Raw genomic sequence first — 15,300 nt, 5'->3', positions numbered from 1 at the left:
TATCGAGGCGAACGTGCCGAGCCCGATCCCCACCCAAACCGGAATGCCATGCCTTCGCTGAAAAATATTCACCAACCCAAAGAGCCGGGGCTTTTTTCCATCATTTTCGTGCACGGTCTGGACGGCGATCCGGAACAAACCTGGATGAGCCGTCCGAAAGACCCGACCACGCTCTGGCCGCGCTGGGTGGGCGAGGAAAGCGGCTGCGATACCTGGGTTCTGGGCTACGACGCGAAGTTGTCCGGCTGGCGCAGTGCCGCGATGTCGCTGCCGGATCAGGGCACGAGCGTGCTGGATCGTCTGGAGGGGCACAAGGCGTTGCGGAATCGGCCGCTGATCCTGGTCGGGCACAGCATGGGCGGTCTCGTCATCAAGACCGCCATCGTTCACGCGATGACGCACGACGTGGCGCGGTATGCGAACCTGGTCCGGTGGATCCGGGGCGTCGTCTTTCTCGCCACCCCGCACCAGGGTTCGGATCTGGCCAATCTGGCCATGGCGTTCAAGGGCCTGCTGCGCACGAATGTGCAGGTCGGCGATCTGACCGCGAACAATACGCATCTGCTGAGCCTCAATCGGCAGTTCAATAAGCAATATGGCGAACTCGGGTTCCGGGTTCGCAGTTTCGCCGAAACCCACGGCGTCGAGCTTCAGCGGCGCTTGCTCAAATGGCTGCCCGGGCCGCGTGTGATGGTCGTACCGGCGGGAAGCAGCGATCCGCACGTGCCGGGCGAAGTCCCCATTCCGATTGACGCGGATCATTTTTCGATCTGCAAACCGGCAACGCGGCAGGGCGATCAGGTGCATGACTCGCTGATCGCGTTCATCGCGGATCTGCCGAGGTCGCGGGAGGCGCAGGCTGAGCCGCCGCCGCACGAGGGCGCGGCGACGCCGGCCGCTTCGCCCGAGGCTATCCGGCCCGCGCCCTCCGACGCGCCGCGTCAGCCGGGCAGGTTGTCCGGCTGCAAGGATGCGCGCCTGCGGCCGCGCGAAGGAGAGGTCCTGGGCCGTGCCGACGAAGTGGCGGCGGTCCTGGCGTTCCTTCACAGCAGCGACGATTCCGCGGTCGTGTTTGCGCATGTCACGGGATGCGGCGGCATCGGCAAGACCGAGGTCTGCAAGGCGGCGCTGGAGGCATGGCTGAAAGCGTGCCCGGAACAGACGGCCTTCTACGTCGATGTCCCCGATGAAGCGAATCCGGCTGATCTGCCGGGGCTGATGGGTCGCGCACTGGGCGTCGACGACGTCGCCGACGGGAACAGCCTGGCCCAGGTGCTCGTGCCCGGGCTGTACTACCTCGACAACCTGGAGAGTGTCGCGGAACAGGAGGATGGCATTCGGCTGCTGCGCGAGGTGCAGAAAATCCAGGGCGTACGGCTGTTGGCCTCGTCGCGCGTCGATCTGACGGGGGTGATGTCGCGGCCGATCCGGATCGATGCGCTGCCGCTCGATGCCGCGACGGCGTTGTTCCGCAAGCTGTGGACGGGCGACGCTCCGCCGCCCGACGATGATCTGCGTCGGTTCGTATCGGACGATTTGGGATGCCACGCGCTGAGCGTTACCCTGATCGCGCGTCTCGGGAATGCGTATCCGTTCGCGGATCTCGTCGCACGGTGGCGATCCGTCGGCGTGGCGTTGGCGGAAGGGCGGCTGATCGATTCGCGGCTCGATAGTTTGTCGATCAGCCTGTGCTTGACGAAGGATGCGCTGCAGGATCAACCCGGCGCGCTTCAGTTGTGGATGCTGGCCGCGCTGTTTCCCGACGGCGTCGACAGCCACCGGGTCTCCGCGTTCGAGGAGGCGGGCGGCTGGCCCGACGCGGCCCGGCAGGCATTGACCCGGCATCACGTATGGAAGCTGCGCGGCGACCGGTTCCACCTGTTGCCGCCGGTGGCGCGGTTCGCGCTGGACGGATTTTCATCCGAAGGCGCCAAGGCGTGCTGGTCGGAGGTTCGACTGATCGCGTTTGCCTACTTCGACTGCTTGGCGGAGGCCGCCGACAGCATCGTCTCGACCGATGAAAGCCTGCGCGCCAGGGCACAACTGCTGAGTGTGTTCGAAGCGGTGCATCGGATGATTTCCCGGGAACTGCGGCTGGGGGCGCCGGGGGATGGCGTGCTCGAAGCATTGCTCCATCATCTGGATCCCACCTTGCAGTTCCGTCCCACCGCAGCCGCCGAGATTCTGCGCGCGAGTCTTCCCCATATGAAGCAACCGGCATTGATGCTGGCCCGTCTGGGGGATCTGGAGACTCGGCAAGGAAATCCCGAGGCGTCGCAGGCGCTTTACGCGCGTGCACTGCATCTTTACGAAGCGGCAGGCGACGTGCTGGGCACGGCCAATACGCTTCAGTCGCTGGGTAATCTCGGACTATGCCTGTCGGAATTCGACGAAGCACAGGAGCTGCTGGCGTGTGCGCTGACGATGTTCTTGCAGGCGGGCGACCGGCAGGGGCAGGCCAATACACATCGATCGCTTGCAGAGCTTGAACGGAGGCTCGGCCACGGAGAAGCGGCACGCGAGCAATACCATCGCGCATTCTCACTCTATGAGCAGCAGGGCGACAGCCTGGGCCAGGCGAACGCACTGTACGGGCTGGGCCTTCTGCTGATCGAGCAGGACGGGGACGACGCGCGAGTCCTGCTTGAACGGGCGGAGGCGATATTTGTCCGGGTGCAGGATTCGCAGGGGCAGGGCGACGCGCAGCAGGCGCTGGGAGATGTGGAGCGGTGCGCCGGAAATGCGGGCGAGGCGCTGGCTTTTTATCGATCGGCGCTGGAGCTGTACGCGCGGGGCGGTGATCTGGCGGGCGCGGCACACGCGCACTCGGAAATAGCCCGGTGCCATGCGATGTTGAACGAGGAGCGGGAGAGGAATCTGTCGCTCACGCAGGCGTGGCGCGCCGCCAAGGCATCGAATATCGAATCCGTGCTGCGCTACGTGCTCAGGGTGCTCGTCGAGCTTGCCGGAAGTCGGGAGTCAGCAGAGGCCTGGCTTGCGAACGAGCTTGGGGAGACCGGCTAAAGCAAGGTAGCCCTCACGGGGTGGCAGAGTGATCGTGGCGTGAATCCGGGCGTCACGTCGTGCGGCGAGCGACGTTCACATGACTGTCCGCCCCTTGCTCCAGGCGATCGTCGCGTTCTGTCATCCGGCGCACATATCGAGTCGGCACGGATCGTGTCCGCCGCACGAACGACTCGCCCGATCGCGCATCGCGGGTGCCGCCCAGCCTCCCGACGACCGTCCGCCAAACGCCCGCCGCAGGGCCTTTTCCCACCGCCCGCCGCGATATCCACGCCCCCAGGAAACAATCGGCTACAAATCCCCCGATTGGTCGCCTGCAATTACTGTGCGCCAACTAACAGACGGCTTGTCGCAATGAATGCATGCTGTCTCGTGAAACTGGCGATCGCTGATTCCGCAGCGCATCCGTCGCGCCCGGCCTGACCGGGCGGACAGGCGGTCCGGCCCGGCCGGCCGACTCTTCCGACGCGAAGCCAGCGCGCCGCAGCAGCGGCGCCGCGGTCCGTGCGCGGGCCGCCTCCGATATGGGCCCCGCGCCCCGCGCTTACCGATAAACCCAGGCTACGGTGCATTCGAGCAAGGACACGCAGCAGATGAATACCGAAGTTTACGACCAGCGTCCGATCCGTCTGCGCGACAACCCGGATGCGTTCTCCGTGTCGGACCTGGTCCGGCTCGTGATCGACCACATGGGTTTCGTCGGCGCCTGCGTCGCGGCGGCGACCGTGCTGTGCACGGTCTACGCGCTGCTGGCCACGCCGATGTATTCGTCGGATGCGACCGTGAAGGTCGATTTTCCGAATCCGAACCCGCTCGTCGCCACCACGCCGGCCGGCGCGCCGGAGCCGATGCCGGCGACTTTGCCGACCGACGCCGAGATGCAGATCATGCAGAGCCGGCGCGTGCTCATGCCCGTGCTGGCCGAGTTCGGTCTCGATCAGCGGGTCGAGCCGCGCCGCTTTCCGCTGCTGGGCGCGTTGACGGCGAAGCTCGCGACGCGCGGCGAGCCGCTGTGGGTGCCGGGATTGTCGTCGTTCGCATGGGGCGGCGAGGAGATCGGCGTGAGCGGGCTGCGCGTGCCGCCCGCGCTCGCCGACAAGCCGCTCGCGCTGAAGGTGCTCGACGACGGCCGCTATCGCCTCGAGGACGATCATGGCCGGCCGCTGCTCGACGGCGAGGTCGGGCACATGGCAAGCGGCGGCGGCGTGTCGTTGACCGTCGACCGTCTGGTCGCGCGGCCCGGCAACCGCTTCTCGGTCACGCGCTACAGCGACGAGCGCGCGATGAAGTATTTCCTGCGCGGTCTCAAGATCAGCGAGTCGGGCAAGGATACCGGCGTGGTCAACATCCGCTACGAGAGCGAGGAACCGGCGCTCGCGCAGGCGCTCGCGAACAGCGTCGTGCATTCGTATCTCGCGGCGCACGTCGCGCAGCGGCAGGAAGAGGCGAGCAAGACCCGCGCGTTCATCGAAGGCGAGCTGCCGACGCTGCGCGACAACCTCGCGAAGGCCGAGGCGGGCCTGAGCCAGTACCGCGCGTCGTCGAACTCGATGACGGCGACGAGCGAGGCGTCGTCGTACCTCCAGGCGAGCCTCGATCTCGATCGCCAGATCACCGTGCTGCAGGTGCAGCGCGCGGCGCTGGCCGCGCGCTTCACGAATCAGGCGCCGGAGATGCAGGTGATCGATCGGCAGCTGGGCCTGTTGCAGAAGCAGAAGGCCGATTTCGATTCGCATTTCAAGGCGCTGCCGAATGCGGCGCGCCGTACGTCGGATCTGACCCGCAGCGTGAAGGTCGCGGAAGACATCTACGTCGCGATGGTCAACAAGGCGAATGAACTGATGGTCACGCAGTCGGGCACGCTCGGCAACGTGCACCTGATCGACACGGCCGTGCTGCCGGCCGAACCGTTCAAGCCGAACCGGCTGTTGATCGTGGTGGCCGGCGCGGCGGGCGGCTTCATCGTGGCGGTGCTGTTCCTGTTCTTCCGCGCGCAGTTGCAGCCCGCGTTCGACAACCCGCGCGTCGTCGAACGTCAGCTCAATGCGCCCGTGCTCGGCAACGTGCTGTACAGCGAACGGCAGGCGCAGCTCGACCGGCTGCAGTTCGTGCGGCTCATCGAGCCGGAGCGGCCGAACGATTGGGAAGTGATCGGGCCGCGTCAGGCGGGTCAGCATTTCCTGCTGGCGGCCGACCGTACCGGCGATCTGTCGATCGAGGAACTGCACCGCGTGCGCGCGTCGCTGCAGTTCCGCATGGCGCAGACCAGCAACAACATCCTCGCGGTGACGGGCGCGACGGCGGAAACCGGCAAAACCTTCATCGCGGCGAATCTCGCTGCCCTCAGCGCGCAGGCGGGCCAGCGGGTCCTGCTGATCGACGGCGACCTGCGGCGCGGCCGGCTCGCGGCCTTGTTCGGGCAGCCCCTGCGGCCCGGGCTCGCGGAGGTGCTGGCCGACGACCTCGACGTGCGCGAGGCGATTCGCAGCGTCGGCATCGACGGGCTGTCGGTGATGGCGGCCGGCCGCTATCCGGCGAACCCGTCGGCGTTGCTGTCGACCCCGGTCCTGCGCGAACGGCTCGCCGATCTGGCGAAGCGCTACGACATCATCATCGTCGATACGCCGCCCGTGCTTGCCGCGAGCGATGCGCACCTGATCGGCGCGATCGCCGGCTCCTCGGTGCTCGTGGTGCGGCCGAACGCGCAGAGCGCGAACGAGATCTCGGAAGCGTCGCAGCAGCTCGACCGCACCGGCTCGTGCGTCGTCGGCGTGGTGCTGAACGCGATTCCGCGCCGGCGCAGCGAGCGCTACGCCTGAGCCGTGAAGGTCTTCCCGCATCGTCGTCTGCGCGTCTGCGCGCGCGGGCTGCCCGGCGCGTCGTGGGCCGTCCGCGCGGCCGCGTTCGGCGCGGCGGTCCTGGTCGCGGCGAGCGCGCCGGCGGCGCGGGCCGCCTCGGCGGACGCCGCGCTGACGCTCGCCAATGCGCCCGGCTCGCTGATCCTCGCGCAGCCGGGGCCGTTGCCGCTGCGCTTCTCGACCCAGGTGCCGCCGGGCGCGGGCGAGGCGACCGTGACGGTCGAATTGCTCGGCCGCGATCGCGACGGCGCGCCGCTCGACGCGCCCATCGCCGTCTATCGCGCGGCAGCGCAGCCGGACCTGCGCATCGACGTGGCCTTGCCGCGTCCGGGCTGGTTCGCGGTGGATGTGCGCATGAGCCGCGCGGGCGCGGTGCTGGCCGAGCGCCGTTTCGGCGCGGCCGCGGTGCCGGCGGCTGCCGAGGGCTTGCCGGACGCCGGCGTCGCGACGCACTTCGGCCAGCATCGCGGCGATCCCGAACAGGTCATGCCGCTGATCCGCCGCGCCGGCTTCAGCTGGTTCCGCGATGAACTCTACTGGGATCAGATCGAACGGACGCCGGGCGTCTTCGCGTTTCCGCCCGACTACGATCATTACCTCGCCGTCGCGGCGCGGGAGGGCCTGAAGCCGCTCGTCGCGCTCGACTACGGCAATGCGGCGGCGTATCCGGGGCTGTTCACGGGGCCGCAGGGCTTTCCGCGCACGGTGAAGGAGCGCGCGCTGTTCGCGCGCTATGCGGCGCGCGTGACGGCGCGCTACGCAGGCCGCATCAGGCACTGGGAGGTATGGAACGAGCCGTCGTTCGGCCCGATCCGCCTCGAGGATTACGCGGCGCTTCTGACGAGCACGTCGGCAGCGATCAAGCAGCAGGACCCCGACGCGCAGGTGATCGCGTGCGGCGGTGGCGGCGCGGGCGGCGGCCCGGGCGGCGACTGCGCCGAACCGATGCTGAAGCAGCTGCCGCGCGCCGTGTTCGACGGCGTCAGCATTCATCCGTACATGACGCCGTTCGATCCGGACGCCGGCTATCCCACGCCCGGCACGTCGCTTTCCGCCGTCAGCATCCCGACTGTGTGGCCCATCCTGCGCGATCGGGTGGTGCACGCATCGGCGTCGCCCGAGCGGCCGCCGGGCCTGTGGGTGACGGAACTCGGCTGGCCCTCGCGCGCGGCAAACTCGCCGCTCACCGATGCGACGCAGGCTGCCTTCCTGCTGCGCAGCTTCCTGCTGTCGCGCCGCTATGCATCGGTGGTCGCGATGTTCTGGTATGACTTCGTCGACGACGGCGTCGATCCGGCCGATTCGGAGAAGAACTTCGGGCTGTTGAGCGCGGACCTCGCGCCGAAGCCGGCCTATGTCGCCGCCACGGTGCTCGCGAACGCGCTGGGCGCGCGCGCCTGGCGGCGGACCCTGTACGAAGCGGGCGGGGCGCGCGTCTATCAATTCGGCGACGCCGCGCCCGTGTTCATCGGCTGGCGCGCCACGGCGGCGGCCGGCCCGGTCCGCGTCGCGGTGCCGGCGGGCCGCTATCGCCTCAGTGACTGGCAGGGCGCGATGCGCGACGTCGTCGTGCCGGCCGAGGGCTACACGTGGACGCTCGGGCCGATGCCGCAATACCTGATTCCCGCCGCCGTCCAGGGCAAGGGGTAGCCATGTACGCCCGATTCGTCTCGATGCTGTTCTACATGCTGTTCACGTGCGTGGTGCTGAACCCGCAGGTGGGCGGCTTCACGATCTACCTGTACATCTTCGTGCCGTTCCTCGATCCGGATTTCTCGCGCTTCGTGATGGATACCGCGCGCAAGTGGAGCGGCCCGTTGCTGTTGGCGGTGGCGGCGGGCGCGATCGGCTCGCCGTCGATGGCGATGCGGATCGCGTCGATCGCGATCTGCATCGCCTACCTGATGTACACCCACGAGCGCCGCATCGCGTATCTGCAACCGTGGATCGTATTCAATGTCGCGTTCGCGACCCTGCAGTTCACCACCTACTACGTCGACCGCCCGCTGTCCTACCAGCTCGGGCCGACGGCGATCTCGGAGATGGTGTGGGGGCCGTACGCGACGCTCACCTACACGAACTTCTTCGAGGTGTTCTACTTCTCGCGCGTGTCGGGCCTGTCGCGCGAGGCGGGCTTCTTCTCGTCGCTGCTGGTCGGGTCGTTCATCGTCTACCTGTACACGGAGAAGCCGACCTGGAAGATGATTGCGATCTATGCGATCGGCTTCTTCATCAGCTTCTCGAAGTCGACGGCGGCGATCGGCATCGTCGCGCTGCTGTATCCGTACCGGCACAATGTGCGGCGCGTGCATCCGCTCATCGTGCTGGTGCTGTTCAGCGCCGCGATGTGCGGGTTCTCGCTGTATCTCGCCGCGCATAATTTCTTCGAGTCGGATACGTTCGGCCATCGTTTCAGCGGCTATGCATTTCTGTTCGATGCGCGCATCGATGATCTGATCAAGGGCATCGATCAGCATGAGATCGTGCGGCGCTACGGCGACCTCTCGTACATCCGGCTCGTGCGCAAAGACATCAATGTCGCGGGCTTCGCCGGCCTCGCGGACAACGTGACCGAGATGGGCCTGTTCCCCGCGCTCGTGGCGCTCGCCGTGCTCGCGTTCACGGTCAGCGACGGCTTCAGCATGATGATCCTGTTGCTGCTGACATCGACACTCGCGCTGTCGTCGGTCACCTCGATCATTCCGATCGCGTATCTGATCGCCTATTGGCCGCGTTTTTCCGCATACAGCAGGGCGCGCGTCGCGCGCGCGAACGTGGAGCGCGAGGCCATCGCCGCCGATCCATGGCGAGTGAAACCGGTTCGCTCGAATCCGCGTGCACCGGATGGACGTTTCATTTGACAATCGTTTTTGCGCTTTAATTGTCACTTCTGCATTGGTGCAATGCGGCGATTGCATTTTATCCACCGACGAATGTGAGCCAGCCTACATAATCCAATCAGCATCGCACCCTCTTCTTGACCCATGCGGATCGGGTCAGTAGTTTGGCACCAGCATCAGAACGCACGTAAATCAGAACACCTAAGTATTTGACACTCGGGCCACAAGCTCGCCGCGCTCTGATCACTAATTTCCAACTTCTGACTTTAGACAAGAAAATGCTGCGATCTATCGGAGGCCGTTTGAAACGGCACACGAAGACAGCTGCGGCGCGCGTCGCCCCGATGCCTTCATGGTTCAACCTCACACCGCGTTCGATCGCGTCCGTTTCGGGTAAACGGACAGATGACAGCGGTTTCGCGATGACGCGCGCGGTGACTGCCGCGTCGGCCGTGCTGGCGTTCCTGCCCGCATCGGTCTATGCGAACTGCACGACGACGGGCCTCAACACGGTCTGCGACACCGCCGCGCCGTCGCCGTGGACGTCGACGATCGGCACGGGTTCGTCGACGCCGACCGGCTCGACCATCACGCTCAATCCCGGCAGCCAGCTGGTGGTGGGCGACGCTTCGGCGATCTCGGTCGGCCAGAACACGACGATCACGGTCGGCTCGGGTTCGCTGGTGCAGAACACGCCCGTGTCGAATCCGGGCTTCTACGGCACCGGTTCGAACACCATCGACATGTATCACGGCAATACACTCGTGATCGAGCAGGGCGCGCAGGTGATCTCGTCCGGCTCGGGCACGGACGGCCAGCTGTGGCGGGCCGAGCCGATCAATACCGAAGGCTCGAACAACACGATCATCAACAACGGCACGATCCGCGCGACGAATTCCGCGGCGATCTGGTTCGACAACCTCATCGAGACCGGCCCGAACACCGTCGTCAACAACGCGACGGGCGTGATGATCGCGCCGGGCAGCGTGATCGGCGGCGGCGACGATCCGATCGATTTCACGAATCGCGGCAAGATCGTCGGCGACCTGACCTTCATGGGCGGCGACGACGCGCTGCACCTGTACACCGGATCGAGCATCTCGGGCACGCTCGACGGCGGCGGCGGCAACAACCTCGTCACGCTGAACGGCACGGGGGCCGGCACGATGTCCGGCACCTTCACGAACTTCCAGACGCTGTACAAGCAGGACAGCGGCACCTGGACCCTGACGGGGCCGCTGTCCGGCATGACGCTCGCCGAGGTGCAGCAGGGCGTGCTCGTGCTCAACGGCGACAACTCGGGCTATACCGGCAAGATGGTGGTCGACGCGGCCGGCACCTTGCAGGCCGACGCGGCGAGCCTGCCGAACGCGATCACCGACAACGGGCTCGTGCACGTCGCGCAGCCGGCCGACGCCGCGTATGCGGGCAGCATCACCGGCACGGGCGCGCTGCTCAAGGACGGCGCGGGCGCGCTGACCTTCAACGGCGTGCAGCCGTACAGCGGCGGCACGACGGTCGGCGCGGGCACGCTGATCGTCGGCGACGCCGCGCACGCGAACGCGGCGCTGTCGGGCGGCGGCCCGGTGCAGGTCAACGCGGGCGCGACGCTCGGCGGCTACGGCGCGGTGACCGGCAACGTGACCAACAACGGCACGCTCGCGGTCGCGAACGCGCTCGCCCAGCTCGCGAGCGGGCCGGCCGGCAATTTCGCGGTCAACGGCAACCTGACGAACGCGGGCGTGATCCGCCTCGGCGGCGCGCAGATCGGCAACACGCTGACGGTGACGGGCAACTACCTCGGCAGCAACGGCACGATCGCGATCAACGCCAAGCTGGGCGGCGACAATTCGCCGACCGACAAGCTGGTGCTGAACGGCGGCACGGCGAGCGGCACCACCGCGCTCAAGGTGACCAACGTCGGCGGCGGCGGCGCGCTGACGAGCGGCAACGGGATCCAGGTCGTGCAGGCGCTCAACGGCGCGACGACCGCGGCGGGCACCTTCACGCAGGGCACGTCGGTCGACGCCGGCGCCTATACCTACTCGCTGTATCGCGGCGGCCTGAACGGCAGCGATCCGAACAGCTGGTATCTGCGCTCGCAACTGGTCGGCCCGGTCAAGCCGGACGTCTTGCCGCCGACGCCCGTGCCGACCTACCGGATCGAAGTGCCGATCTACGCGGAGGTCGCGTCGCTCGCGCGCGAGATGGGCGTGCAGCAGCTCGGCACCTTCCACGACCGCCTCGGCTCGCAGACGCTGCCGTCCGAGACGGGCCCGGTGCCGGCGGCATGGGGGCGCGTGTGGGGCAATCACGTGAATCTCGCCAACGAGGGCACGGTGAACCAGGGTTTCGACGGATCGATCATCGGCGGCCAGGTCGGCCAGGATCTGTATGCGGACCGCACCGCGAGCGGCCATCGCAATCATTACGGCTTCTTCCTCGGCTTCACGCGCGCATCCGGCGACGTCAGCGGTTTCGCGCTCGGCCAGCAGGGCCTGCCGGTCGGCAACCTGTCGATCAACTCGTACAGCGCGGGCGGCTACTGGACCCACATCGGGCCGAGCGGCTGGTACACGGACACGGTGCTGATGGGCAGCACCATGACGATCGATCCGAAGTCGAACAACAACATCGGCGCGACGACGCACGGCACCTCGATGACGGCGTCGGTCGAGGCCGGCGCGCCCGTGCCGTTCTCCCAGAGCCTGATGTTCGAGCCGCAGCTGCTGCTGATCTTCCAGCACACGAACATCAACGACCTGAACGACGGTACGTCGAGCGTCTCGTTCGGCAACGCGAACTCGGTGATCGGCCGGATCGGCGCGCGGCTGTTCGGCACCTTCACGGCGGCCGGCGTCGTCTGGGAACCGTATGCGCGCCTGAACGTGCTGCACTACTTCGGCGGCTCCGACACGGTGTCGTTCGGGAACAGCGCGACGGTGTCGACCGAGCAGAACGCGACGCTCGGTCATGTCGGCGTCGGGGTGTCGACGCGCCTGAACCAGCGGGTCAGCGTGTATGCGTCGGCCGGCTACTGGTTCAACCTGAGCGGCGCGCACCAGCGGATGGTGGGCGGCAACGCCGGCGTGCGCGTGAGCTTCTGATCCGGGCAGGACGGCCGGAATCGACGCCGCTCCTCGGAGCGGCGTCGTGCGTTTACGGCGCGCCGCGCGCGGGGGCGCTCAGCGATCGTCGTCGTGGATCGACGACGGGTGGCGGCACAGCGCGCGCACCTCGATCTCCATGTACGGGAACAGCGGCAGCTGGCTCAGCACGTCGTGCAGGTGCTGCGGGCTTTCGACGTCGAAGACGCTGATGTTCGCGTAGCGTCCGGCGATGCGCCACAGGTGCCGCCAGATGCCCTCCTGCTGGAGGCGCTGCGAGACGGCCTTCTCCTCGGCCTTCAGGCTCGCGGCTTTCACGCCGTCGAGGTCGGCGGGCAGGTTGACGGTCATTTCCACATGAAACAGCATGGTCGATGGCTCCCGGTGAATGGCGCGTCAGGCGCTGGCCCGCGCGCGCTCGACCTCGGCGCTCGGCAGGCTCGCGCGCTGCCGCAGCAGCGTGAAATCGAAATCGATCAGCACGAACGGCCCGTCGACGCCATAGGGCCGGCCGGCCGCGCCCTCGGCGCGTTGCAGCGCGGGCACGAGGCCGTCGCGGGTCGCGAATGCGAAATCGTCCCACAGGTACGGGTCGCCGTCGATGTTGATCTGGGTCGTCAGCTTGCGGTGATCCGGCGCGGAGACGAAGAAATGAATATGCGCGGGCCGGTGGCCGTGGCGGCCGAGCTGGTCGAGCAGGCGCTCGGTCTGGCCGCCGGGCGGCACGCTGTAGCCGACCGGGACCACGCTGCGGAAGCTGTAGCGCCCCTCGGCGTCGGCGCGGATCGAGCGGCGCAGGTTGAACGGCGGCTGGGCGGGATCGAAGTGCGAGTAGTTGCCGAGGTGGTTCGCATGCCAGACCTCCACCAGCGCATGCGCGAGCGGCGCGCCGGTTTCGTCGAGCACGCGGCCGCGCATCACGAGCGTCTCGCCGGGCTCGTCGCCGCTGTCGAGCCGCGCGTGACCGTCCGACGCGGGCGCGCCCGCGACGTACAGCGGCCCTTCGATCGTGCGCGGCGTGCCGCCCGCGACGCCCGCGCGCTGCTCGGCTTCGTCGAGGCGCAGGTCGAGGAAGTGCTCGAAGCCGAGACCGGCGGCGAGCAGCCCTAGCTCGCCGCTCCTGCCCGCTTCGCCGAGATAGTTGAGCGCGGTCCAGAATTCGTCGGGCTGCACGTCGAGGTCCTCGATCGTCTGGAACAGATCGCGGACGATGCGGTTGACGAGCGCCCGGGTGCGGGCGTTGCCGGGCCGGGTGGCGCTGTCGTCGATCGACTTCAGCAGCGTGTCGATGGCTTCCCTGTTCATCATGCGTCTCCTGTGGTGTCGTGTGGGGTGTCGGGGGCGGGCTCAGCGGCGCCGCAGGCGTTCGATGCGCGCCCAGTCCGGCGCGATGCCGAGCCCGGGCCCGGTCGGCAGGTGCAGCGCGAAATCGTGATAGCGCAGCGGCTCGACCAGGATCTCCTCGGTCAGCAGCAGCGGGCCGAACAACTCGGTGCCCCAGCCGAGCGAATCGAAGGTGCTGAACACCTGCGCGGAGGCGATCGTGCCGATCGGCCCTTCGAGCATCGTGCCGCCATACAGGTCGATATGCGCGGCCGACGCGATCGCGGCGACGCGCGCCGCGCCGAGCAGGCCGCCCGATTGCGCGATCTTGACCGCGAACACGTCGGCCGCGCGCGCCTGCGCGAGCCGGAAGGCGTCGTGGGGGCCGTGCAGCGCTTCATCGGCCATCACCGGCACGGCCGCCTGCGCGGTCAGGCGCGCGAGGCCCGCGTGGTTGGCGGCGGCGACCGGCTGCTCGATCAGGCTCACGCCCGCCTCCGCGAGGCGCGGCGCGGCCCAGAGCGCGTCGGATTCGCGCCAGGCCTGGTTCACGTCGATGCGCACGTCGCCGCGCGCGCCGAGCGCGCGCTTGATCGCGACCACGTGCGCGACGTCGTCGGCCACGGCGCGCGCGCCGATCTTGAGCTTGAAGGCGCGATGGCGGCGCGCGTCGAGCATCGCTTCCGCCTCCGCGATGTCGCGCTGCGTGTCGCCGCTCGCGAGCGTCCACGCGACCTCGAGCGTCTCGGTCGCGCGGCCGCCGAACAACTCGGACAGCGGCACGCCGAGCCGGCGCGCCTGCGCGTCGAACAGGGCGGTCTCGACCGCGCACCGGGCGAAGCGGTTGCCCTGGATCGCGCGCCGCAGCCGCGCGAGCAGCGCGCCCGGGCGGGTCGCGTCCTGGCCCAGCAGCAGCGGCGCGAAATATGTGTCGAGGTTGACCCGGATGCTCTCCGGGCTCTCCTCGCCGTAGGCGAGGCCGCCGATGGTCGTGCCTTCGCCGACGCCCTCGACGCCGTCGCTGCAGCGCAGGCGCACCAGCACCAGGGTTTGCCGGTGCATCGTCGCGACCGACAGCTTGTGCGCGCGGATGGTCGGCACGTCGACGAGCAGCGTCTCGACGCGGTCGATGGTGGCGGTTGCTATCATGCGATTCCTCCTGTGTCGCACAGGGTAGGGACGGACGGGCGGCGGCGTCCAACACCGTTTCCGACTACTTCCATACTTTCGAGGTATGCATGGAATTGCGCCAGCTTCGGTATTTCATCGCGGTGGCCGAGGAGATGAACATCACCCGGGCGGCGGAGCGGCTGCACATGACGCAGCCGCCGCTGAGCAGACAATTGCAGATGATCGAGGAGACGCTCGGCCTGCCGCTGTTCGAGCGGGCCGCGCGGCCGCTGAAGCTGACCGAGGCGGGGCGGGTGTTCTATGCGCAGGCCAAGCGCCTCGTCGACCAGGCCGACGAGCTGGCGCCGCTGACGCGCCGGCTCGCGCAGTTGTCGGCGCGGATCGTGATCGGCTTCGTGCCGTCCACGCTGTACGGCGCGCTGCCCGAGGTGATCCGCGCGTTCCGCGAGCGCGCCCCGTCGATCGAGGTCGCGCTGATCGAAATGTTCACGATCGAGCAGCTGGGCGCGCTGAAAGGCGGGCGCATCGACGTCGGCTTCGGCCGCGTGCGCTTCGACGACGAGCAGCTGGTGCGCGAAGTGCTGGTCGAGGAGCGGCTGATCGCGGTGCTGCCGGACGGCCATCCGCTCGCCGATCCCGCGCGCCCGCTGATGCTGCGCGATCTGGCGCGCGAGACGCTGATCGTCTATCCGAGCACGCCGCGCCCGAGCTTCGCCGACCAGCAGCTGTCCGCGCTGCGCGACGGCGCGCTCGCGCCCGCCGCGGTGCACGAGGTGCGCGAACTGCAGACGGCGCTCGGGCTGGTGGCCGCGCAGGTGGGCGTGACGCTGGTGCCGGAGAGCATCGAGGGCCTGCGGGTGCGCGGCGTCGTGTATCGGCGGCTGGCCGAGCCGGTCGCGACCTCGCCGATCATCATGAGCCGCCGGCTGCATGATGCGAGCGCGACGACGGCGCTGTTCTGCGAGGTCGCGCGCGCGTGGTGCGCGCGTTAACCCGGGCGTGACGGCGCGCGTCGGC

At 68.2% G+C, this 15,300-nt stretch carries 9 protein-coding genes; 6 read left to right on the top strand and 3 right to left on the bottom strand.

Annotated elements, in window-relative coordinates; all coding sequences use genetic code 11:
* Positions 1 to 48 precede the first annotated feature (48 nt).
* The 5 genes from Bsp3421_RS15300 (at position 49) to Bsp3421_RS15280 (ending at position 11,829) form a co-directional block, all read left to right on the top strand.
* Positions 49 to 3,024 (top strand): tetratricopeptide repeat protein, encoded by a 2,976-nt coding sequence (locus tag Bsp3421_RS15300; RefSeq protein WP_273996774.1) that lies wholly within the window; start codon positions 49 to 51, stop codon positions 3,022 to 3,024.
* A 593-nt stretch (positions 3,025 to 3,617) separates the two neighbouring features.
* A complete protein-coding gene (locus Bsp3421_RS15295) occupies positions 3,618 to 5,843 on the top strand; it encodes a polysaccharide biosynthesis tyrosine autokinase (protein WP_273996773.1) in 2,226 nt (741 codons plus the stop codon).
* 3 nt (positions 5,844 to 5,846) lie between these two features.
* Positions 5,847 to 7,532, top strand: a complete 1,686-nt coding sequence (locus Bsp3421_RS15290) for a beta-glucosidase (RefSeq protein ID WP_273996772.1) — start codon at positions 5,847 to 5,849, stop codon at positions 7,530 to 7,532.
* A 2-nt stretch (positions 7,533 to 7,534) separates the two neighbouring features.
* A complete protein-coding gene (locus Bsp3421_RS15285) occupies positions 7,535 to 8,743 on the top strand; it encodes a hypothetical protein (protein ID WP_273996771.1) in 1,209 nt (402 codons plus the stop codon).
* Between the two features lie 413 nt (positions 8,744 to 9,156).
* Positions 9,157 to 11,829 (top strand): autotransporter family protein, encoded by a 2,673-nt coding sequence (locus Bsp3421_RS15280; RefSeq protein ID WP_273996770.1) that lies wholly within the window; start codon positions 9,157 to 9,159, stop codon positions 11,827 to 11,829.
* A gap of 78 nt (positions 11,830 to 11,907) precedes the next feature.
* Here Bsp3421_RS15280 and catC read toward each other — a convergent pair whose 3' ends face one another.
* The 3 genes from catC to Bsp3421_RS15265 are packed head-to-tail and all read right to left on the bottom strand — an operon-like array spanning position 11,908 to position 14,301.
* Positions 11,908 to 12,198 (bottom strand): muconolactone Delta-isomerase, encoded by a 291-nt coding sequence (catC, locus tag Bsp3421_RS15275; RefSeq protein ID WP_273996769.1) that lies wholly within the window; start codon positions 12,196 to 12,198, stop codon positions 11,908 to 11,910.
* A 27-nt stretch (positions 12,199 to 12,225) separates the two neighbouring features.
* On the bottom strand, positions 12,226 to 13,134 hold the full coding sequence (catA, locus tag Bsp3421_RS15270) for a catechol 1,2-dioxygenase (RefSeq protein ID WP_273996768.1): 909 nt from the start codon (positions 13,132 to 13,134) through the stop codon (positions 12,226 to 12,228).
* Positions 13,135 to 13,176: 42 nt separating this feature from the next.
* Positions 13,177 to 14,301 (bottom strand): muconate/chloromuconate family cycloisomerase, encoded by a 1,125-nt coding sequence (locus Bsp3421_RS15265; protein WP_273996767.1) that lies wholly within the window; start codon positions 14,299 to 14,301, stop codon positions 13,177 to 13,179.
* 89 nt (positions 14,302 to 14,390) lie between these two features.
* On the opposite strand from Bsp3421_RS15265, the gene Bsp3421_RS15260 reads away from it, so the two are divergent.
* Positions 14,391 to 15,275 (top strand): LysR family transcriptional regulator, encoded by an 885-nt coding sequence (locus Bsp3421_RS15260; protein ID WP_273996766.1) that lies wholly within the window; start codon positions 14,391 to 14,393, stop codon positions 15,273 to 15,275.
* Positions 15,276 to 15,300: the final 25 nt, after the last annotated feature.

Origin of the sequence: Burkholderia sp. FERM BP-3421 (assembly GCF_028657905.1) — a bacterium.
Lineage (GTDB): Bacteria > Pseudomonadota > Gammaproteobacteria > Burkholderiales > Burkholderiaceae > Burkholderia.
Note: the sequence above shows the minus strand (reverse complement) of the source record. Positions and strands in the feature narration are given on the sequence as shown.

Coding starts and splice junctions, on each gene's coding strand:
- Bsp3421_RS15300 (WP_273996774.1), top strand. CDS start 49: ATGCCTTCGCTGAAAAATATTCACCAACCCAAAGAGCCGGGGCTTTTT.
- catA (WP_273996768.1), bottom strand. CDS start 13,134: ATGAACAGGGAAGCCATCGACACGCTGCTGAAGTCGATCGACGACAGC.
- catC (WP_273996769.1), bottom strand. CDS start 12,198: ATGCTGTTTCATGTGGAAATGACCGTCAACCTGCCCGCCGACCTCGAC.
- Bsp3421_RS15265 (WP_273996767.1), bottom strand. CDS start 14,301: ATGATAGCAACCGCCACCATCGACCGCGTCGAGACGCTGCTCGTCGAC.
- Bsp3421_RS15295 (WP_273996773.1), top strand. CDS start 3,618: ATGAATACCGAAGTTTACGACCAGCGTCCGATCCGTCTGCGCGACAAC.
- Bsp3421_RS15285 (WP_273996771.1), top strand. CDS start 7,535: ATGTACGCCCGATTCGTCTCGATGCTGTTCTACATGCTGTTCACGTGC.
- Bsp3421_RS15260 (WP_273996766.1), top strand. CDS start 14,391: ATGGAATTGCGCCAGCTTCGGTATTTCATCGCGGTGGCCGAGGAGATG.